The organism is Brevibacterium sp. HMSC24B04 (assembly GCF_001806835.1).
In the GTDB taxonomy this organism is placed as follows: Bacteria; Actinomycetota; Actinomycetes; order Actinomycetales; family Brevibacteriaceae; genus Brevibacterium; species Brevibacterium ravenspurgense.
Map to the genome: position 1 here is coordinate 1 of NZ_KV786093.1, position 20,916 is coordinate 20,916.

The 20,916-nt window shown below is 63.0% G+C and carries 18 protein-coding genes and 1 tRNA gene; 13 read left to right on the forward strand and 6 right to left on the reverse strand.

From position 1 onward, the window contains the following. Window positions 1-270 precede the first annotated feature (270 nt). Window positions 271-1,389, reverse strand: coding sequence for a phosphoserine transaminase (gene serC, locus HMPREF3092_RS06520; protein WP_070424268.1), 1,119 nt, complete (start codon window positions 1,387-1,389; stop codon window positions 271-273). Window positions 1,390-1,467: 78 nt separating this feature from the next. Between serC and pdxH the strand changes: the two genes are divergently transcribed. The 7 genes from pdxH (at window position 1,468) to HMPREF3092_RS06555 (ending at window position 8,526) form a co-directional block, all read left to right on the forward strand. Continuing rightward, window positions 1,468-2,142 (forward strand): pyridoxamine 5'-phosphate oxidase, encoded by a 675-nt coding sequence (gene pdxH / locus HMPREF3092_RS06525; protein WP_083274297.1) that lies wholly within the window; start codon window positions 1,468-1,470, stop codon window positions 2,140-2,142. A gap of 89 nt (window positions 2,143-2,231) precedes the next feature. Further along, complete coding sequence (locus HMPREF3092_RS06530; RefSeq protein ID WP_062020516.1) at window positions 2,232-2,903, forward strand: metal-dependent transcriptional regulator; 672 nt, start codon at window positions 2,232-2,234, stop codon at window positions 2,901-2,903. Window positions 2,904-3,062: 159 nt separating this feature from the next. Beyond that, window positions 3,063-3,848, forward strand: a complete 786-nt coding sequence (locus HMPREF3092_RS06535) for a C40 family peptidase (protein WP_070424269.1) — start codon at window positions 3,063-3,065, stop codon at window positions 3,846-3,848. Between the two features lie 187 nt (window positions 3,849-4,035). Then, window positions 4,036-4,905 carry a C40 family peptidase gene (locus tag HMPREF3092_RS06540; RefSeq protein WP_070424270.1) on the forward strand — a complete coding sequence of 290 codons (870 nt, stop codon included), beginning with the start codon at window positions 4,036-4,038 and terminating at the stop codon, window positions 4,903-4,905. Between the two features lie 181 nt (window positions 4,906-5,086). After that, on the forward strand, window positions 5,087-5,605 hold the full coding sequence (locus HMPREF3092_RS06545; protein ID WP_070424271.1) for an HNH endonuclease: 519 nt from the start codon (window positions 5,087-5,089) through the stop codon (window positions 5,603-5,605). A gap of 89 nt (window positions 5,606-5,694) precedes the next feature. Beyond that, complete coding sequence (locus HMPREF3092_RS06550) at window positions 5,695-6,699, forward strand: universal stress protein (RefSeq protein ID WP_070424272.1); 1,005 nt, start codon at window positions 5,695-5,697, stop codon at window positions 6,697-6,699. Window positions 6,700-6,846: 147 nt separating this feature from the next. Further along, entirely contained in the window at window positions 6,847-8,526 is a 1,680-nt protein-coding gene (locus tag HMPREF3092_RS06555) for a polysaccharide deacetylase family protein (RefSeq protein ID WP_070424273.1), read from the forward strand. Between the two features lie 93 nt (window positions 8,527-8,619). Here the strand turns inward: HMPREF3092_RS06555 and HMPREF3092_RS06560 are convergent. After that, window positions 8,620-8,692: transfer RNA gene (locus HMPREF3092_RS06560), tRNA-Arg, on the reverse strand. Window positions 8,693-8,969: 277 nt separating this feature from the next. Here HMPREF3092_RS06560 and HMPREF3092_RS06565 point away from each other — a divergent pair. The 3 genes from HMPREF3092_RS06565 (at window position 8,970) to HMPREF3092_RS11210 (ending at window position 15,323) form a co-directional block, all read left to right on the forward strand. Beyond that, a complete protein-coding gene (locus HMPREF3092_RS06565) occupies window positions 8,970-10,148 on the forward strand; it encodes a YkvI family membrane protein (protein ID WP_083274299.1) in 1,179 nt (392 codons plus the stop codon). 159 nt (window positions 10,149-10,307) lie between these two features. Further along, window positions 10,308-15,029 (forward strand): DUF4011 domain-containing protein, encoded by a 4,722-nt coding sequence (locus HMPREF3092_RS06570; RefSeq protein WP_070424274.1) that lies wholly within the window; start codon window positions 10,308-10,310, stop codon window positions 15,027-15,029. A 9-nt stretch (window positions 15,030-15,038) separates the two neighbouring features. Then, window positions 15,039-15,323 carry a hypothetical protein gene (locus HMPREF3092_RS11210; protein ID WP_141737979.1) on the forward strand — a complete coding sequence of 95 codons (285 nt, stop codon included), beginning with the start codon at window positions 15,039-15,041 and terminating at the stop codon, window positions 15,321-15,323. A 526-nt stretch (window positions 15,324-15,849) separates the two neighbouring features. Here the strand turns inward: HMPREF3092_RS11210 and mscL are convergent. From mscL to HMPREF3092_RS06590, 4 genes are all read right to left on the reverse strand, one after another. Next, window positions 15,850-16,314, reverse strand: a complete 465-nt coding sequence (mscL, locus tag HMPREF3092_RS06575) for a large conductance mechanosensitive channel protein MscL (RefSeq protein ID WP_070424275.1) — start codon at window positions 16,312-16,314, stop codon at window positions 15,850-15,852. A 253-nt stretch (window positions 16,315-16,567) separates the two neighbouring features. Then, on the reverse strand, window positions 16,568-17,296 hold the full coding sequence (locus HMPREF3092_RS06580; protein WP_070424276.1) for an SAF domain-containing protein: 729 nt from the start codon (window positions 17,294-17,296) through the stop codon (window positions 16,568-16,570). Window positions 17,297-17,417: 121 nt separating this feature from the next. Next, window positions 17,418-17,624, reverse strand: a complete 207-nt coding sequence (locus HMPREF3092_RS06585; protein WP_019175725.1) for an FmdB family zinc ribbon protein — start codon at window positions 17,622-17,624, stop codon at window positions 17,418-17,420. A 128-nt stretch (window positions 17,625-17,752) separates the two neighbouring features. After that, complete coding sequence (locus HMPREF3092_RS06590; RefSeq protein ID WP_176745702.1) at window positions 17,753-18,511, reverse strand: 5-formyltetrahydrofolate cyclo-ligase; 759 nt, start codon at window positions 18,509-18,511, stop codon at window positions 17,753-17,755. Between the two features lie 45 nt (window positions 18,512-18,556). On the opposite strand from HMPREF3092_RS06590, the gene galU reads away from it, so the two are divergent. Genes galU through HMPREF3092_RS06605 form a run of 3 tightly spaced genes read left to right on the forward strand, consistent with a single transcriptional unit; the run spans window position 18,557 to window position 20,821 of the window. Further along, entirely contained in the window at window positions 18,557-19,471 is a 915-nt protein-coding gene (galU, locus tag HMPREF3092_RS06595; protein ID WP_070424278.1) for a UTP--glucose-1-phosphate uridylyltransferase GalU, read from the forward strand. Between the two features lie 53 nt (window positions 19,472-19,524). Beyond that, a complete protein-coding gene (locus tag HMPREF3092_RS06600) occupies window positions 19,525-20,166 on the forward strand; it encodes a hypothetical protein (RefSeq protein WP_070424279.1) in 642 nt (213 codons plus the stop codon). Between the two features lie 43 nt (window positions 20,167-20,209). Next, window positions 20,210-20,821 carry a GNAT family N-acetyltransferase gene (locus HMPREF3092_RS06605; protein ID WP_070424337.1) on the forward strand — a complete coding sequence of 204 codons (612 nt, stop codon included), beginning with the start codon at window positions 20,210-20,212 and terminating at the stop codon, window positions 20,819-20,821. Window positions 20,822-20,916: the final 95 nt, after the last annotated feature.

Below are 20,916 nucleotides of genomic sequence, written 5' to 3' on the forward strand. Positions count from 1 at the left end.
CACGATTAACTAACCTCCCCGATCAGTACAGCTAAGCCGCGGATTCCGGCTAAGGGGAGTCTGTTTGCGGCTAGCGGGTGTTTTTGTTGCTAACGGGTGTGTGCGCAGGTGCCGAGCACAGTGTGGGGCACCGTCGGACGGACAAAATGGCGAGGCCCCAAGATTGGGAGCCTCGCCATTTCTGTGTTTGCAGCGTCAGCCGATTAACGGCAGAACCAGTGCCAGCGACGCCAGCTGCCTAGCGTCGGCCGCCGCAAGCCAAACGCAGCGTCAGCCGCGCAGAGCGCTGAGTGTGAAGTCGATGCAGTCGAGCAGCGCCTTGATGTCTTCCGGCGGAACCGAAACGAAGGTGGCAATGCGCAGCTGGTTGCGGCCCAGCTTGCGGTAGGGCTCAACGTCGACAACGCCGTTGGCGCGCAGCGTCTTCGCGATCTCTGCGGCATCGACGGATTCGTCGAAGTCGATGGTGCACACGACGTTGGAACGGTCGTCGGGGTTTTCCACGAACGGGCGCGCAACATCGCTCTTTTCAGCCCAGTCGTAGACCAAACCTGCCGATGTCGCGGTGCGCTCGGCAGCCCAAGCCAGACCGCCGTTGCCGTTGATCCAGTCGATCTGCTCGGCCAGCATGATGAGCGTGGCCACGGCAGGGGTGTTGTACGTCTGATTCTTCGCCGAATTGTCAATGGCCGTAACCAGATCCATCGATGCGGGGATCCAACGGCCGAAGCTCTTCAGCGACCGGGTGCGCTCGATTGCGCGCGGGCTCATAATGGCAATCCACAGACCGCCGTCGGAGCCCATGTTCTTCTGCGGCGCGAAATAGTAGACATCGGTTTCGGCAATGTCGACGTCGAGTCCGCCGGCGGCCGAAGTCGCGTCGATGACGACGAGAGCGTCGTCGGCAATGCCTTCGGGCCTCCGCACGGGTGCGGCCGCGCCGGTCGAGGTTTCGTTGTGGGGCCACGCGTAGACGTCAGCGCCGTCAACCGCGGTGGGTACGGCAACCGTGCCGGGCTGGCTTTCGAAAACAGCGGAGTCGTCGAGGAACGGAGTCGTGTCGGTGGCCTTGGCGAACTTGCTTCCGAATTCGCCGAACGAACCGTGCGCGGCCTTCCTGCGCACCAGTCCGAAAGATGCGGCGTCCCAGAAGGCGGTGGAACCGCCGTTGCCGAGCACCACCTCGTACCCCTCGGGGAGGTTGTACAGTTCGGTCAGTCCGGCGCGGATGCGTCCGACGATGTTCTTCACGGGCGCCTGACGGTGCGAGGTGCCCATAACGGTTGTGGCAGCGTCTGCCAGGGCGGTCATCTGTTCGGGGCGAATGCGAGCGGGGCCAGCGCCGAAACGGCCGTCGGCGGGCAGCAGCTCTTCTGGAATCGTGATCACGCTTTCATCGTAGTCAGGCCCGGCTCGCTGGCTGGACGGGCCCCGTGCGCGCTTGGCGCTCGCGAGTAGTCTGGGAACATGATCGACATCCCGGATTCCCTGGCCGAACTCGCACAGCAGCGCATTGAATACGGTGCTGACGATCTTGACCATCTTGAGAAGACGCCGTTTGAACAGTTTGCCGCGTGGTACGACTACGCCCATGAGAATCTTCGTGAACCCAACGCGATGGTTGTCGCGACTGCGGATGATACGGGTCCAACCGCCCGCCTGGTGCTGTTGAAGAGCTTTGATGAGCGCGGCTTCGTCTTCTACACCCACTACACGTCTCCCAAGGGTGCGCAGCTTGCGCAGTCACCGCGTGCCTCGCTCGTGTTCCCGTGGCACGAACTCAGCCGCCAGGTGCGCGTGCGGGCTGTTGTCGAAAAGGTCTCGCCGGAAGAGTCGGATGCCTATTTCGCACAGCGTCCTCGCGGTTCGCAGATTGGGGCGGTTGCCTCCCACCAGTCCCAGCCGGTGCGCAGCAGGTCTGTTCTTGAGAAGCGCTATCAGGATGTCGAGGCGGAGCTTGCCGGCCGCCCGGTCGAGCGGCCTGAGACGTGGGGCGGGTATCTGCTTCGTCCCTTCGAGGTCGAGTTCTGGCAGGGCATGGAGAACCGGATGCACGACCGGTGCGTTTTCACCAGCCGTTCTGGCGGTCCGGCAGATTTGGCGGACGCGTCCCAGTGGTCGGTTGCCCGCCTGGAGCCTTAAGCCGCAAGGCGCCGTAAGCGGCGACGATGCATCAGCGGGTGCGTATATTTGTATAGTCAGCCTTCGGACTCGATGGTGAACGGAGAAGCATGCAGGATCTGATCGACACTACGGAGATGTACCTCAAGGCCGTTACGGAGCTCGAGGAGCAGAAGGTTGTGCCGCTGCGTGCGCGCATTGCTGAGCGTTTGGGGCATTCGGGTCCGACCGTGTCGCAGACCGTTGCGCGCTTGGAGCGCGATGGCCTTCTGATTGTCGGCAGTGATCGTCGTCTGGAGTTGACTGCGGAGGGCCGTGAGCTCGCGACGAGCGTTATGCGCAAGCACCGCCTGGCGGAGCGGCTGCTGTCCGATGTCATCGGCTTGGAGTGGCCCAAGGTGCACAATGAGGCGTGCCGTTGGGAGCACGTGATGAGTGACGAGGTCACGGAGAAGCTCGTTGCGATCCTGCCGGATGCCACCACGAGTCCGTATGGCAACCCGATTCCCGGTGCGGATGTTGAGGCTGATGATGCCGCGCTTCCGGCTTCTGAGCTTTCGCTGCGCGCGGGTGCTAAGAGGGTGCGGATTGTGTGCTTTGCTGAGCCTTTGCAGGTGGATGAGGATCTGCTGGCCCAGTGCGAGCGCACTGGGGTTGTTCCGGGGGCCGAGGTGGAGGTCTCGGTGGCTGGGGACTACGTGACTTTCGCTGTTTCCGGGAATGACGAGGTGCTGGATCTGCCTTCCGAGATGGCTGAAAACGTCCTCGTTATCGTTGTGTAACAGGAATTACACCACTTTATAAAGGTCTCTGACCTGCATAAACGCTGCTCTGCGCAGACTCTCAGCTTCCTGGGCGTTATTTAAATGTGACTTTTAGGTCTCGGTTGTGTAACGTTCCGTTCTGTACTTTGCAGGATTTCGACGTTCAGGGAGAACCACGTGGCTCAGAAGAAGCGCGGACGCAGGGCGGCTGACACCAAGGTCAGGACCCCACTGTCTGATCTGACGGACCTCCTCCGCTCTGACTCCAATGTCCTCGGCAAGCGCGCCGCTGTTGCGGCTGCCGGTGCCGGACTGGCTCTGAGTGTTGCCGTTCCCACGGTTTCGGAAGCCGGTAATGAAGCCGAGGCGGAGGCTGTTTCCGCAGCCCCCGCTGAAGACGACTTCAAGGCGCAGGACAAGGTTGTTGTCGAAGGCAAGGCCGATGGTCCGCTCGCAGGTGCAGCAGAAGTATCGGCCGTTGCCGCCTCGAAGGCTCCTGAACCTGCTCCGGCGTCCAATGGTGCTGCTTCGGCATCCAATGGTGCTGGCGGTGAGTCCGGCTCTGGTTCTCAGGCTGCTGCCGCGGGCGCTGAGTCTTCGGGCGATGCCGAGGTTCCCTCGGGTTCGAAGGCTCAGAAGGTCGTCTCGATCGCCAAGAGCTACGTGGGCACCCCCTATGTGTGGGGCGGAAACACGCCTTCCGGTTGGGACTGCTCCGGCTTCACCCGCTACGTCTACGGCAAGGTCGGCGTGAACCTGCCGCGCAGCTCGGGCGCGCAGAAGGGTGCGGGCAAGGTTGTGCCGCGCTCGCAGGCGCAGCCCGGCGACATTATGTGGCACCCCGGTCACGTCGGCATCTACGCCGGCGATGGCAAGATGGTCGACGCCCGCAATAAGCGCAAGGGCACGGTTTACACCTCGGCATCGTGGATGAGTGACGCCATCTTCATCCGGGTTCTGTGACGCTTTCTCAACACAAACGCGTCTGACCGTGACCAAAACGCCGCCGAAACCTGAGAATTCTGGCGGAAATCCTGAGAATTTTTCACTTTCCGTGATCTTAATGTGATTTTCTGTTGCAAGTCCGTTATTGTCTGACGAGTGCCAGCGAAAGCCCGGTAGGGCTCAGCGAACAAGATTTGGAGAACACGTGACTGTAAAGAAGCGAGGACGTCGCGCCGCCGACACCAAGGTCAAGACGCCTCTGACTGAAATTACAGAAGCTCTGAGCGCCAACTCGGGTGCTCTTGGCAAGCGCGCGGCTGTTGCCGCCGCTGCGGGTGGTCTGGTCATTGCGGCTGTTGCCCCGACTGAATTCGGCGATGGCGATGCTAACGCCGAGGCAACGGCGCAGGCTTCGGAGGGCGATGCCTCGGAAACCACTTCGCAGGCAGGCTTCACGGTTGATGCCGTTGATTCAAAGGCTCCTGTTGCCGGTGCTGCTGTCGCATCTCCCGTGACGGCGACCAAGGCTCCGGAAGCTCCGGTTGAAGCTCCCGCCGCTGGTGACGGCGCGGCTGACGGCGCAGCTCAGCAGAACTCGACCTCCACCTCGAACGGCAACTCGTCTTCGAACTCGACCGGCACCTCGGCATCGGAGTCGAGCAGCAGCTCCTCCTCGAAGGGTGCGAAGAAGTCCAGCGGTGCATCGAAGAACGTTTCGCTGCCCAACGGCTCCAAGGCCCAGCAGGTCATCGGCCTGGCCAAACAGTACGTTGGCACCCCGTATGTTCCCGGTGGCAGCTCGCCTTCCGGCTGGGACTGCTCCGGCTTCACCAGCTACGTCTACGGCAAGGTCGGCGTCAAGCTGCCGCGCACCACGGGTGCGCAGAGGGGCGCTGGCAAGACCGTGTCGCGCTCGCAGGCCAAGCCCGGTGACATCATCTGGTCGCCCGGCCACGTGGGCATCTACGCCGGCAACGGCATGATGTACGACGCCGGCAACTCGCGTGTCGACACCACCTACCGTTCGATCGACTGGATGACCAAGCGCGGCGCGAAATTTATTCGTGTTCTCTGATCTTCCAGAATCTGAGTTTTCAGCACAGACCCCGAGCCTGAGTGCTCGGGGTTTTTGCTGTCTGTGCGGTCTTTCGACACCTGCAGTTCACGTCGATGTCGTTGACGTTCACGGCGGCGTGTGTAGCGTGGTTCTCGTCACGTCGTGCTGGCCGAGTACGACCTGAACCTAGGTGGAACTGATGAAGACCCTCGTTCTGAACGCCGGATACGAGCCGATGTCGGTAGTGTCCTTTAAGCGAGCGGTTGTTCTGGTTCTGGCGGGCCGCGCCACGGTCCTGGCAGCTTCCGGAGCTCGCGTTCGCAGCGAACACCTCGATATTGAACAGCCGGCCGTCATTCTTCTGACCCGATACATTCGCCCGCCCTCCGGCCGTGTGACACAGCCGTCACGCAAAGCTGTGCTGCGGCGCGATCACAACAGATGCGGATACTGCGGGAAGCCCGCGGGAACCATCGACCACATCCTTCCGCGCTCTCGCGGCGGCCAGAACACGTGGGAGAACCTGGTTGCCTGCTGCCGTGACTGCAATAACCGCAAAGCTGATAGGACCCCGCAGGAAATGGGGTGGCAGCTGCAGATGACGCCAAGGCCGCCGGACTACGGCAGCTGTTGGCTGCGTGATCTTGAGCGTCCCGCGCCGGCCTGGCAGCCGTTCCTCAAACTGGCAGAGCACGGTGAGCTGACTTCGGTCGCATAGTGAGCCACTGCACATTCTGTTGGCCCGGTCGATAGAATTGCTTTATCAGCAGGCGCATGCCTGAGCCAACCGATGTAAGAGGACCTGCCGTGTCACCTGAGAACAATCTTCCGGACGTCGCAGACGCCCGGGCCATCGTCGTCGGCATCGACGGTTCCGACGCGAGCCTCAATGCTCTTGACTTCGCGATCACCGAAGCGAAGGCCACGGGCCGTTCTATCCGACTGGTCGGTGCCTACACAATCCCGTCGGTCGCCGCGGCGACAATCGACGTTTCCTATGTGCCGATTGACGACTCCGCAGTGCGTGCTGCCGTCACCGAATCTTTGAAGTCCGCGGCCGAAAAGGTCAAGAGCGCCGGTGTTTCGGTCGAAGCCGTCATCGAGATCGGCGACGCCGCAGGTGTCCTGGTGGACGAATCCGCACAGGCGTCGCTGGCTGTTGTCGGTTCGCGCGGTCGCGGTGGTTTCGCCGGCCGCCTGCTGGGCACGGTGTCTTCTGCTCTGCCCGCACACTCCCACTGCCCGACGATTGTTGTTCCCGTCGGCTGGTCAAAAGACCAGGAGCGCGCACCCAAGCAGACGTCGTCGTTCCCGCTGGCAGATTCTGCCGGCACACACTTCCAGTTCGACGAACAGTCCGAAACGATCGAAGGGCCGAACTTTGAAGGCCGCGTGGTCGTGGGTGTCGATGCCATGGGCAAGGAATCGCCCGCTCTGTGGAAAGCTGCCGAGCTTGCTGAAGAGCGCGGTACCCCGCTGACCGTCATGGGTGTCATCACCACCTCGATCGTGGGCCCAGAATGGCTGCCCAGCACGGAAGAGCTCAAGAAGTTCGTTGAGCGCGGAACCGACAAGCTCGAGGCGGCATGCAGGTCTGTGCGCGAAAAGCACCCGAATCTTGAAGTCGGCTGGATGCTGCTGGACGGTCAGCCCTCAGAGGCTCTGGTCCGCGCCTCTGACACGGCGGACATTCTGGTAGTCGGCACGCGTGGCCGCGGTGGTTTTGCCGGTCTGCTGCTGGGATCGACCTCGCAGTCGGTGCTGCCGTACTCGCACTGCCCGACCATGGTGGTCAGCGTGAAGCGCGACTGATTTCGCTTCCGCTCGCAGCTCAGCGCGTGAGTGCAGTGCTGTGAGCGTATGAGGACAGCCGGCCGGCGGATGCCCGGTCGGCTGTCTCAGTTTCGAGGAGTACAGTTACTCCTGTTCCCCCATACTCCATTTTCAGTAGGACTTGCTGTGCGCTTTTCTTCTGTTGGCTGCATTCTGGCGGCCTCGCTTGTCTTCTCCGGCTGCGCCATCAAAGGCGGTGACAAGCCGGGAGCCCAAGTTTCGCAGGACGATGTGACGATTCCTGCCGAGCGTGTGAAGGACGAACTTCCGGGGCTCCTGCGCAGCTACGCGGTGCAGACGCAGGAGGCTTCGGTCAATCTGTTCGGCATTCCGGGCCAGGAATCGCTGAACGAGGCACTGGAAGAAGCTGCTCTGAAGGCGCTGGAGGAAGCTGGCGCGTTCAAGGGTCGCAAGGCCTTCCAGCCGGAGGTCACTGCACCGGAGAAGCGCTGGGACGAAGCCGAATACCTTGCCCTTGATGGTCTGTCGGCTGAGGGTGAAAGCACGGAAGCCTCTGATGGGGGCAGTACTGGCGGCGCGGGCGGCACAGACAGCACTGCTGGCAGTGAGTCCAGTGAAGCCGGGGGAGAGGCTGTTTCACAGCCGACCAGCGGTGCGGACAGTAGTGATGGCAGTGGTGGTTCGGCGGCAAGCGTGGAGTCCCACATCGTCGGTGCTGGTGGCGATTTCCTCGTTACCCAGCTGGATGTGCGTGCGGGCGGCACCACCACCAGTCAGCAGTTTTTGACGGACACGAAGAACAACGCCACGAAGCCGATTGATTCGATCAAGGCTGAAGGCGTTGAGGGACAGATTGCTGTTGCAGGCGACAAGATCTCCGTCGGCGGTGAGGAAGCCGGTGACGACAAGCTCAGTGAATCCGGGAAGAACCTCGCCGGGGTGCTGGGCAAGGGCCTGACCATCGAGGCGAAGGAAAACCCGTACCTGCCTGACTTCACGTGCGCACTTCTGCCGTGTGCGGCTATCACCTATGACGATGGCCCGGCTGACGAAGCGCTGACCAAACGCCTGGGCGATGCGCTTGACGAAGCGAAGGTGCGTGCCACGTTCTTCGAAATTGGGCGCAATGTGGAGAATCTGCCGGAGAATACGCGTCTGCTGTACGAAGCCGGCCACGAAATGGAAAACCATTCGTTCACGCACCCTGCTCTGAGCAAGCTGTCGGCTGACAAGCAGAAGTCGGAGATCGACAAGACCGACAAGGCTGTGTACGACGCGATTGGTGAGTACCCAACCATGCTGCGTCCGCCCTACGGCGCTTCGAACAAGAGCTTGGACACAGTGACGCAGGGTGACGGAACGCTCGGCGAATCGGCCGGTGCGAAGGCAACGGCCGAACCGAAGGGACAGTCTGACCAGACTGGTGCGCCCACAGGCAGCGAATCGCCGGCTGAAGACTCGACGGGCGGCAGCTCTGACCAGCCGACGGCCGGTGGCAAGGCCAAGAAGGCCGGCGGTGTGAAGACCGACCACGGCAAGGCACTCATCATGTGGGATGTCGACACCCTGGACTGGCAGCACCGCGACCCCGACTACGTAACACAGGTGGCTCTGTCGAACACCAAGCCGGGCTCGATTGTGCTGTTGCACGCTATCCACCCGACGTCTGTCGATGCTTCGCCCAGAATCTTCTCCGGCCTGCAGGGCAAGGGCTTCTACCTGGTGCCGGTGGGCTACATGTTCAAGGACATGAAACTCGAGGCCGGCAAGGAGTACTTCTGCCGCGGATACCACGGTCAGCTGTGCTCGACGCCAGAACACCCGTACGTGGAAAAGGAAAGCTGACCGCCTGCCCTTCTGCTCTAACGTGCAAAAACTCGAGGAATCCGACATGGATTCCTCGAGTTTTTGACCACCAGAGCAGAGTTCGCTCCGCGGCGCCCCCGGCAGGATTCGAACCTGCGACACCCGCTTTAGGAGAGCGGTGCTCTATCCCCTGAGCTACGGGGGCAACGCGGAACAGTTTAGCGGACATCGCAGGTGCGAATGACACAGCGGTGCCCCGACCCTCACCCGACCTCGGTCCGAGGTGCCGCAACACAAGGTACGAGGTGCCGCCCCCGCGGGCGCCGACCTCCACCGCGGGCTCGGAAGCTGAGATCCCTGAGTGCCGTTTTCGGATGCTGAGAGTGACGAATGCGACAGTCGGCTAACCTGTGTGGTCGGAGTTTTGGCGCTGTACGCGGCGCCTGCAATGTGATTCAAAGACGCAACACAAGGAGATGTCCATGGCTGAGTCTGCAGCCGATTCCCATTCTGCTGTCGGCGGCGGCAGCGGTGATAAGGCCAACGCAGCGACCGTCAAAGCGGAGTCGAAGAAGGTGCGCTGGACGAATGTCGGCCGTTTTGCGGGTGCGTCGGTTGCGTACCTGATCGGCTCTGGTTTTGCGACGGGTCAGGAGACCTTGCAGTTCTTCGCGTCCTTCGGGATCGTTGGCATGTTGGGCGGTGTCATTTCGACTCTGCTGTTCATGACGGTCGGTGCGCTCATCATGCGCAAGGGCCACGAACTGCAGCTGGAACTGTCCTCCGAGGTGTTCCGCTACTACGTGGGCCGTTTCCTCGGCACGGTGCTTGAGTGGTTTGCCGTTCTGTACTCGTTCTCTGTCGCCGTCATCATGGTGTCCGGTGCGGGCGCGGTGCTCAACGAGCTGACCGGTCTGCCCAACTGGATTGGTGTTGTCGGCATGGGCCTGCTCGGCCTCGCCACCGTTCTGGCCGGCCTGGAGCGTCTGGTGGACATCATCGGCACCATCGGCCCGGTCATTATTGCATTCACGGTGGTTGTCGGAACGATCATCTTTGTGCGCGACTTCGGCGAGCTGGGCAATCAGCCGATTTTCGGCAGCCTTCCCGAGGCGGCACAGAGCGCGCAGATCACGGGCCACTTCGCGTGGTCTGCGGTTCTGTACGTCAGCTTCAACATGCTGTTGGGTATGGTGTTCTTCTCGCAGCTGGGCAAGGAGGCCACGAGCACACGCGAGGCGGGGATCGCCGGCGCTCTCGGCGGCCTGGGTCTGGGCATCGGTGTTCTCATGATCACCCTGGCCATCCTGACCAACCTCACGCTGGCGCTCGACAAGGAAGTTCCGACCCTGGCTCTGGGACAGACGATCCACCCGGCTGTTGGCGTGGCCTTCGCCGTTGTTGTCATGTTGGGCATCTATTCGACCGCGACCCCGCTGTACTGGGTTGTGAAGAATCAGGTGATGGGCTTTATTCCGCGCAAGTGGAACGTTGTCGTCACTGTCGTCATCTGTATTGCGCTGATCGCCTGCGGCTTCCTGCCGTTCAGCGTCCTGGTCGACAAGATCTACGGAACCGTAGGCTACGTGGGCTGTGCGCTGATCATCGTGATCATTGTGCGCACAATTTACGATTCGGTGCGCAAACGCCGCAGCGCCTGACCGCCGCGCCTAACACGAGCGCTATCTGACGTAAGCGCCGCCTAACACGAGCACCGCCTGAACACGACCAGCATCTGACGCTGCTGCGCGCCCCCCCCTGAGCCCGCCACGCTTTGCGGCTTAGGGGGTTTCGCGCGCTTAGGCGGTTAGGGTGGATGCGTGGCAGATCAAGCAGAAACGCAGAGGGGAATCAGCGACGTCTTCGCTGAATGGACAGCGCGTGCCGAAAAGCTTGGCGGGCGTGACACCATGCTGCGGTACCGAGAGTCCCGCGATGGTTCTCTTGATCTTTCGACCGCCCACCCGTCCGGCATTGCGCAGCTCATGGCGGGCAGGCCCACGCGCCTGACCAGCCTCATCCGCGATGAACAGCAGCGGCAGGATGCGGGTCGCCGTGCCCGTTCAATTGCCGAAAAGGCCCGTGAACTGCGGATTGAACGCAGCTTTTCTGCCGCCTACCTGGCCATTGGCGCTGTGCGCTTTACCCAGCGTTTGTCCGGTTCGGGCCAGCAGGTGCACGCACCGCTGGTTCTGCGTCGGGTTGAGATCCGCCCCGTCGGCCGGCGTGAGGACGACGTTGAACTGACTCTTGACGACACGATCTCAATCAACCCCGCTTTTGTTGCGTTCTTGCGCTCTGAGTTGGGCATTGAGGTTGATGTTGATGAATGGCTCGAGTCCACTGGCGGTCCCCGCCGCTTTGATGCCCGCCCGGTGCTTGAGCGGGTGCGCGAAGCCACTGTTGACTATCCCGGTCTGACCGCTGAGTACAGCCTGTTCGTGTCGACTTTCGCGAATGTGGCATCAGCTGTTGGTTCCGCCGATATCCCTCAGGACCACCCGATTCTTGCGCGCATGGCCCAGGCTGTTCTCGACGCCGAAAAGGCTGAACGCGACGAGGCATCCGACAGTGCCGGCTCTGGCACCCCGCCCGCAGACACCCCAGACGACGATTCGTCCAAGTACGACACGGTTCCTCTGCTCAGCGGCGGTGTCACCCCTGATGAAGCCGGTTTGACTGATGAAGACGAAGGCCGCAAGCGGACTGTCGACACTGCCTCGAGCGCGGACACCCTGATCGCCTCTCTGAGTGCTTCCGTGTCAGCTGGGACGCAGGATGTCGGCATTGCCGGCCAGCGCGGTGCCGATGGCTCGGCACCCGGTTCAGAAACCTCGCCTTCGGAAGCTGACGAGGCGCCGCTCACCTCTTCCGCGGATTCCGCGGCTGAAGCTGCCGGTGGGGCAGGGGCCGCGAAGCCCGGCCCGGCTGAGCAAAGCCCAGCCGGCACCAGCAAAAACGAGTCCACCGAAACCGAGGACAGCCAGCGAGGTGCCGCGCGGCGCCTCGCCATTAGACCCCTGGAAGACCGCGACCCGCGCGATGAGTTCCTGGCGCTTGATGTTGACGGCGACCAGCAGGCGGTCGTCAACGCGATCATGGAGCGCTCGAGCGCTGCGGTTGACACTCCCGCCGGCACGGGTGCCACCCAGGTGGCGGTTGCCGCGGCAACGAGCCTGGCGTTTGAGGGCCGGCCCAGCCTGTTTGTGGCCAATGACTCTGACACGCTCGATGACTATCGGGATCGTTTTGCCTCTGCGGGCCTGGCGGGCTTTGTGGTGGATGCGCGACGCAGTCGTGCGGCGGTGAAGAAGCAGCTGATCGCCATGATTTCGCAGGCGGAAAAGGCTGCGAAACCGGACATCGACGATCTTGTTTCGCGTCTGCGCAAGCAGCGTAAAAAGCTGACGAAGCACGCCAAATCGCTGCACGAACCGCGCCGTCCGTGGGGCATTTCGGTGTACTCGACGATGGAGCACCTGGCGGATCTGACCTCTGCTGAGAACAGCCCGCGCACCGAGGTGCGTCTGCCGGTGGGCATTATGCGCATGTCGCAGGCGCAGCGTTCCGAGTTGCGCAGCCAGCTGGTCCAGTTGGCGAAGCTGGGCGAATTCACCCTCGGTGTTGAGGACACCGTGTGGTTTGGTGCCCGTTTCGACACTGCCGCGCAGGCAGAAAAGGCGCGCGTGACGGCTGAACGCTGTGTTGACGCTCTGCCGAAGCTCACCCGGATGATGCGCACCGCACTGGAAGAATCCGGTGTCACTGCGGGCTGGACGATGGCCGAATGGGCCGACAGCCTGGCTCTGCTGCGTTCGATTGACAGCAGTATGCGCACGTTTATGCCGGAGGCCTACCGCGAAGATCTCGACCTGCTGATTGACGCGACCGGTTCGGTTGAATACCGCCGCGATCACAACGTTGATATGGGTGTTTTTGAGCGCGGCAAGCTCAAGCGCCACGCGCGTTCCCTTGTGCGCAGCGGACTGGCTGACGTCGATGTGCACGAAGGGCTTAAGACGCTGCGGGATCAGCTGCAGCAGACTGAGCGGATCACCGGCCGGGCCAACATTCCCAGCCTGCCGTCGAACCTGGCGGAAGTATCGGATCTGTTTGACCGCGTGGCCGCGGATCTTGACTCTCTTGCCCCCATCCTGGCGGACACCCCGGACGGGGGAGACCTCGATGCGATGCACATCGGGGAACTCGAAGCGCGCCTGGCTGCCATGGCTGATGACCGTGCCGCTCTGGACGACCTTCCGCGCCGCACCGGTCTGCGCCGTGACCTCGAAGCTGCGGGGCTGCGCGAACTGCTGTACGACCTGCGCAGTCGCCGTGTGCGCCCGGAGGAAGTCGGCAGCGAATTCGATCTGGCCTACTGGGCGACGGTTCTGCAGCAGATGGCGGCAGCTGACCCGCAGGTCGGCGAACACGACGGCGATGCCCTGCACCGCCTGGCCGCTGATTTCCGCCGCACGGATGCGGCGTTTGTGTCCGCCGGAGCATCGCGTCTGCTGTATGCGCGCGCTGAAGCCTGGCAGCAAGCCATTGCGGACTACCCGGAAGAAGCGGCCCTCCTGCGTAAAGAGCTGCTGGGCGAGGGGCTGAACCTCAGCCGCCTGGCCGCCCGCGCCCCGCACGTCCTGTTGGCCTTGGCGCCGGTGTGGATGATGAGCCCGGTGAGCGTCCCCGACACCTTTGGTGAGGCCCTCGCCCCGGTACCGGAAAAGGACCGGGTCGGCGGCACCTCGGGTGCGGAAGACAAGGCAGAAGAACCAGGTGCCGAGGGCACATCGGGCGATGGCACCTCGGGAACTGTTGAGGGTGCGGAAGACGAGGCCAGCCTGGAAGACGGCACCAGCCCGGATGGCGAGACTTTCGAAGACGAGTTCTCCGGCGAGTTCGGTACCGACCCGGCTCTCGTGGAGCGGGCTCTGTTCGACACCGTGATCATCGGCGATGCCGCGCGGGTGTCGGTGCCGGAAGCGCTCGTGCCGATCGCGCTTGCCAAGCACACGCTGGCCCTGGGTGACGACAAGCTGCTGGGGCCCACGGAGTTCTCCGTGGCAGCACAGCGGCGGACCGGCACACAGCCCGAATCGGCCGGCCTGAGCGTGTTCGAAGCACTCACCCCGGTGGTGCCCAGGCTGCGTCTGCACACGAATCACAGGGTGGTTCCGCAGGAGATTGCGGGTCTGCTCAACGATGTCATCTACGACGACAAGCTCGTGTCCCTGCCGATTGCGGATGCGGGTGCGCCCACGGGTCTTGCGTTCATTCACGTGGACGGGGGAGAGGGCAGCCCGGATTCTGCTACCGGCCAGGTGGAAAGCCCCGACGTTGAGGTTGCCGAGGTGGTGCGTCTTGTTTTCGAGCACGCGCGCACCAGTCCGGAGCAGACACTGGGAGTTATTGCGCTCACCCCGTGGCACGCACGCAGGATTGCGCTCGCGGTTGCCCGCCAGATGCCGCGCTATCCGGAGCTCAAGGCGTTCTTCTCGAACGAGGGCGACGAACCGTTCGTCATCACGGATGCTTACCGCGCGCAGACGCTGTCGCGGGATGCGGTGATCTTCACCGTCGGCTGGGGTCGCACTCTGGCCGGCCGGATGCTGTACAGCTTCGGTGAACTCGCGCAGCCGGGCGGGCAGAAGGTGCTCGCTGCGGCGGTCACGCCGGCTAAGCAGCGGTTGACGGTTGTTTCGTGCCTCCACCCGGATGAGTTTGACCGGTCCAGGCTGCGCCACGGTTCGGCGCTGCTGCCGGTGCTGTTTGAGGCGGCTCGGTCGGGTTCGTCGTTTATTGAAAAGTCGCAGGATGAGCGGGGGCGCTCACCGTTGATGGCTGATCTTTCTGCACGTCTGCACGCTAAGGGTCTGGAGCCTGTCGACAACTACGGTGGGCTGGATCTTGCGGTGCCGCTTGTTTCGCAGGCTGGTTCGCGCATGGTGCTGGCGGTCGAGGCAGACGGGCTGGACTACACCACCTCGCCGTCGCTGCGGGAGCGTGAGCGCCTGCGCCCGCTGAGCTTCGCTCGCCGCGGCTGGACGTTCCTGCGCGTGTGGTCGACTGACGCGTTTATTGACCCGCAGGGCCAGACCGACCGGATCTACCAGGCGTGGGCTGATATTGCCGCGGAGGAGGACCCTGAAGCGCTGAAGCGTGCTGAAGGCCGGGCTGAGGTTGCGGCTGAGGGCGAGGCTTCGGCTGAGGCAGCTGCTGGTGCAGGGGCTGACGGCCAAGGTGCCGGTGCGGCTGATGCCGATGAACATGGTTCTGCTGACGGGCAGCCGAGCGAGGCTGCGGGTGCACAGGAACAGTCCACGGCTCAGGCGCAGACGCCAACCGAGCAGGCGGCGTCGCTGAGCGCATCGCCCGAAGCCGCAGTTGAAGACCAGGTGATGCCGGCGTATGACACGGGTCTGCTGCGTGATGCCGATCTGATTGATGCTGGTCTGCGTGAAGACGATGACGCTGGAAAAGAGTCTGAGTCCGGCGGGGACGCTGGGGCGGGCAGCGCGGATGCTGCTGACCGGGACTGAGTGTGTGTCGTGACTGAAGGTTGTTCAGGGGAGCCGCACGCAGGTGACGAAGACGCCTGCGGCGTGGCACCTCGTGCGGATTCGGCCGCGGGCGAATCGTCCAGCCGTGAGGCGGAGCCCAGCAAATTGACCCGCAGCGCCGCTGACGAGGCCAAACGTCAGGCGCGCATTGCTGCGGCGAAGGCTGCGTATTTGCGTACTGTGCGCAATGAGTCGGGCCAGAGTGCTGGCGGGTCGAATGACGACAGGCTGCTGGCCGATCGTCCGCCCCACTGGACCCCAAAATCGCGCTGACGATCCCCTTGTTTGTTGCTGAATCAGCAGAGCAGCGCGGGACCTTGCTTGCGCACACCCGTTAGACGGAATCTGCGCGTTAGCCGTAAATTCTCCCGTTTGCCGCGGCGAGACTCCCTTTAGCCGGGATCTGCGGCTTAGCCGTGACTGCTAAGGCGTGGATTTGTTGCTAAGGCGTGGGGTGGGTGTTGGGAAGCTGCTGCAGGTGGGGCACGCGGTGGACGTCCGGGTCTGGCTGGGATGGCACCTCGTGGTTTTGGGTGTGGAGGCAGGGTAAAACTTCCGTTGGCAACTAATCCACCCGTTAGACGGAATCTGCGCGTTAGCCGCGGGGAGACTCCCTGTAGCCGGATTTTGCGGCTTAGCCGCAACTGCTAAGGCGTGGATTTGTTGCTAAGGCGTGGGGTGGGGTGGGATGCAGCCTCGACATATCTTTGCGAACACAGGAAATGCTGATGCCCCGAGCATTGTGCTCGGGGCATCAGCATGTGATTCAGGTGTCAGCGCTCAGCGCTGACCCTCAACCTCAGTGACGGGGCGAGGAGCTCGAACCGTCGTCGAAGTTCACGTTGTTGCCTTCTTCGGTCGCGTCGCCGGCAAGCGAACGGCCAGCGAGCAGGTCGCGAATTTCAGCAAGCAGTTCTTCCTGCGTGGGCGGAACGTCTTCGTCTTCGAGTTCGCCGGTGTTGCGCAGGCTGTTGAGCTTGTTCATCGGAACGATGATGACGAAGTAGACGATCGCTGCAACGATGAGGAAGTTGATGGCCGCGGTGATAACAGCACCGAAGTCCATGAACGTAGCCTTGTTGCCCGAGACGATTTCGAAGCCGAGGCCCTCCATGTCCGGCGGGCCTGCAACGGCCAGCAGCGGCTGGATGAGCTTGGTCGAGATCGCTTCGACAATTGCAGTGAACGCAGCACCGACGATGACAGCGGTTGCCAGTTCAACAACATTGCCGCGCAGAATAAAATCGCGGAAGCCTTTGAGCATTGTTTTCCCTTTCGCAGTCCTGGTTTCTGAACAGGACACTGCTTGAGACAGATACTCTTTAATTTTAGGCTGAAAATCGGCCGAGTTTACAGGGTTTCATCCCTTCGCCGCGTGCAATCTGTCACAGGATCACAGCTTCTTGTGACCCTCGTCCTGTTCAAGCGAGCAAATGGGGTCGTATGCACCAGCGAAAGAGTGCTCACCGCCAACCTCACAGGGCCCGGCTGACACCGCAGGCCCCGTCACCAGCCGGTCATTGCACGATTGCGAAGCTCAGCATGTCCGGCGGGATCGTTGCAAGTCGGGCCGCTTCGTCCGGCGTGACAGCCAGTGTCAGAACGAGTTTGCCGTCATCAAAAGCACCACCGGACGGGCGAGACACCCCCGTAACCACGGCTGATTGCACAACTGCGGAATCGTTCTTCGCAAGATCCTTCGCACTTGAACTACCAGCACCGCCGCCGTTCTTCCCGCTGTTTTCGTCCGCGGCGCCGCCCTGTGCACCTGCATCCGCACCTGCCACCGTGTCGAACCCTGCAGCTCCATCGAAGCCACCACCCTGTGCTGAGTAAATCCGCACTTTGCTGCCGGTTTGGATTATCGAAGCTGCCGCCGGGTCTGCCGCGGGCACCGGCACCAAGACTGTTCCTTCCGGTGCGGTGCCCTTTTCAAGCAGGGAATCATTCGTAATAGGAGTGCCAGCAGACAGAGCCCCGGCAGCGTGCGCCCCGACCACCGCGTCAATGGAATTGTGCGCGCTGTCGGGAATGAGCGCTGGAGGATAGGTGCGGACGTCGAGATCGGCCGACGTGATTTCCTCTCCTGCCGCAAGACTCGTGGCAGCAACCACAACGGGTTTGCCAGACGTCTGGGGGATGACAGCCCAGACAGCGATCAGCGTGGCAAGTCCCACCAACAGCGGGGCGAGGACCATTCGGTGCGCTCGCACTGTTCGGCGCAGAGAGGCAAGGCGTTCAGACATGCCTCCAGTGTGTGCGCGCTCGGAGGCCGACACGCGGCGAAAACAACAACTGTGACCTATAGTCGCGAACCGGTCCGACCCTGTGACCTACAGTCACCCGCTGCCTCACACAACCGTTCTTTTACTCCCCGGAGCCTCCGCCGGACGAACCGCGCGAGTCATTGCGGTAGAACCCCGAGCCCTTGAACGACACTCCGAGCGAGCCGAACACTTTGCGCAGCTGCTCCTGCCCGCATTCGGGGCATGTGGTCAGGGCGTCGTCGTTGAAACCCTGGTGGATGTCGAAGCTGTGACCGCAGTTCTTGCAGGCGTAGGAGTACGTGGGCATGTGTTCTTTCCTTGGCGGTGGGCCGCTGCGGCCCGTGTGACCGACGCAGAAAGTATAACCAGCCGCGCATGCGCACAATTCGCAGCCTGACGCCGCACCCGCACCAGCCTCACGCCGCACCCAACGCGCTATTGAGCAGCCCGCAGCCCGTCCTCGGTCAGCACGGATCCGACGGCTAGATCCCACTCCTCTGCCCCCAGGCGGCCCCCGAACTCCCAGGAGAAGCAGACGCCGGTGAGCGGCACCTCGTGAGTGAGGTCGGGAGCCGCGCCCCGCGGCCCGAACGTCCGGTCGTAGAACCCGCCGCCGTTGCCCAGCCGGGTGCCGTCGGCGCCGAATCGCAAGCCGGGCACCAGCACGAGGGGGGCCCGCGGGCGCTCCTGGGGGAGCACTCTCGAGGTGGACACAGCTCCCGAGGCGCCGCCCCGGTCCTCAACACGATTCCGGCTGGCCGTACGGGCCAGGGTGACGAGGTGTTCGGCCAGCTGTTTGGTTGTGAGCTCTTCGCGTGGTTCGCGGATGCGCCATTTGCCCTGCGGTGGGAGGTCCATCGTACCGGGCGCGCGACCCCAAGTGAGCGGTTCGTTCGGGCGCGTCACGGGCAGGAACACGGTGCCGCCGCGGCTCATGTAGGCGTTCAGTGCAGGATCGAGGTTGGGCTCGCCGGCCAGTGCCGCGTAGGCGACGACGGCAGGCCGGTCGGCGATGAGTTCCAATGCAGTGCTCGCCAGCTGCTCCTGAGCTCGGGTCAGCCGTTCACGTGCGGTACCTGCTGAACGCCCAGCCCCCTTGACCTCAGCATCTCCAGTGACTTCCGCCTCGTGAGTTCCTGATCTGCGGATTTTCCGCACTTCGGCGCGCAGAGCGGTCTTGTCGGTGGGGCTCATCATTTCTCACCTTCCGTTCATCTGACACAGCTTAGAATGACCGGCATGAAGAACCCAGAGCGAAAAGTCCGCAAGGCTGTTATCCCCGTTGCGGGACTCGGTACACGTTTCCTCCCGGCTACGAAGGCCATTCCGAAGGAAATGCTGCCGGTGGTCGATAAGCCTGCCATCCAGTACGTGGTTGAAGAAGTTGTCGATGCGGGGCTGAACGATGTCCTCATGATCACCGGACGCAACAAGCGCCCGCTGGAGGACCACTTCGACCGCGTTGACGGCCTGGAAGAAACGCTGCGTGCAAAGGGCGATGACGCCAAGCTGGAAAAGGTGCAGAAGGCCAGCAGCCTCGCGGATGTCCACTACGTCCGTCAGGGCGACCCCAAGGGTCTTGGCCACGCTGTTCTCAAGGCCGAACAGCACGTGGGCGACGAACCGTTTGCCGTGCTGCTGGGCGATGACCTCATCGATGAGGCCAACCCCATCCTGCCGACCATGATCAAGGTGCAGGAAGCCACGGGCGGTTCGGTTGTCGCACTCATGGAAGTCCCGCAGGAAGACATCAGCCTGTACGGCTGCGCGGCTGTTGAAGATGTTGCCATTGACGGTGTTGACGCCGATTCGGCCGTCAAGATCACCGGTCTGGTCGAAAAGCCCGCCGCGGACGAAGCTCCGTCGAACTACGCGGTCATCGGCCGTTATGTTCTCGCGCCCGAAATCTTCCCCGTGCTGGCCAAGACCCCTCCCGGCCGTGGCAACGAAATCCAGCTGACGGATGCTCTGCAGACGCTGGCCGAGGACCCTTCGTCCAACGGCGTCTACGGCGTTGTGTTCTCCGGCGACCGCTACGACACCGGCGACAAGCTCAGCTACCTCAAGGCTGTTGTCACTCTGGCCGGCCGTCGCGATGACCTGGCGGAAGATCTCAACAGCTGGCTGCGCGACTACGTCGCCGGTCTTGACTGAGCCGCCGGCTCCACCTCGCTCGCACCCCTAACCGACAACCGGGAGGTTCTCCGATGACCGCTGGCCAATGGCAGCCCCCGCACAGAAGTGCGGCTGTCGCTCCGCTGGGCGGCGATTCGCTGGCCGCACACGCCGCGACCACCGTCCACGAGGAGCTCGACAGCGCCGGCTTCGACACCCTCGAGGCGCTCCTGCCCGATGTCGCCGGTGTCGGCCCGCTGTGCGATGCCTTTGCTGATTCGGCGGATCTGCTGGTTCTGATTGGCGGGCTGAGCGCCGACGACAGCATGGACGTGGCCGGTGCCCTGTCGCAGTTCACCGACACTCCGCTGCCGGGGCTGCAGGCGATCATTTTCGATTCTGCTCGCCGGCACGGTGCGAACCACGTGCTGTTCACGGCACCGTGGGTCGGCTGGGTCGGCACGACTCTCGCCATTGCACTGCCCGCTGACGAGGCGGTCGCTGCTTCCGTCATGTCCGAAATCCTGCCGCTTTACGCGGACTTGTTGGATCAGCGCGACAACGGCACTGTGCCGGGTGGGCCTGGTTTTGGGTCTCGCGGCGGTTCCCGCGGCTGGGGCGGCCCGCAGCGCGGCCAGTCAGAAGACAAAGGTGCCGATGACGAGCAGCCCGGCGGCGCCTCGATCCTTCAGATGCCCCGCCCTGTCACCCCTGACGACGAGGGTGACGCCTAAGCGCGGCTCTTGGGTGTTTGGTGTGGGTGTTCCGTGGTGGCCGATGCGGCTGACCGGACCGCAGGGTGTGATTCTGCGGCCTCTGAAGCGCGCTGACGCTGAAGAGTTTGCCGAGGTCAGGGTGGCTAATCACGATTGGCTCCAGCCCTGGGACGCAACCCTGCCTGGTGCTGGAGTGCGGGGTGGCACCCTCCGCGAAGAGCGCGCAGCCTTCCATTCCATGCGGCGCGCACTGAACGCCCAGGCCAGACGGGGTGTGGCGTTGCCGTTCGCTCTCGAGGTGGACGGCAGCTTCCGCGGACAGGTCACTGCGTCGAGTATTCAGTGGGGGTCGATTAGCTCAGTGCAGATCGGCTACTGGATCGATTCGCGTCTTGCCGGCCGTGGACTCATGCCGCTGGCCGTGGCAATGACCGCCGACGCCTGCTTCTTCGACCTGGGGCTGCATCGCGTCGAGATCAACATTCGGCCCGAAAACAGCAAGAGCCTGCGCGTGGTTGAGAAGCTCGGCTTCCGCTTTGAGGGTGTGCGCCGCGGCTACATGCATATCGCGGGCAACTGGGCGGATCACCGTTCCTACGCGCTTCTTTCTGACGAGGTGCCGACTGGGCTCGCCAGCGCCTACATCCGTGACCGCGGGTGGGGTCAGAGGTGAGCCTGGCCTTACGTGAAGTGTGGTCGGCGGCCGGAGAGCGCCTCGGGAATTGAGCTCCCCGGCAGGTGAGGGGGGAGTGGGTTTCTGGAGGGCGC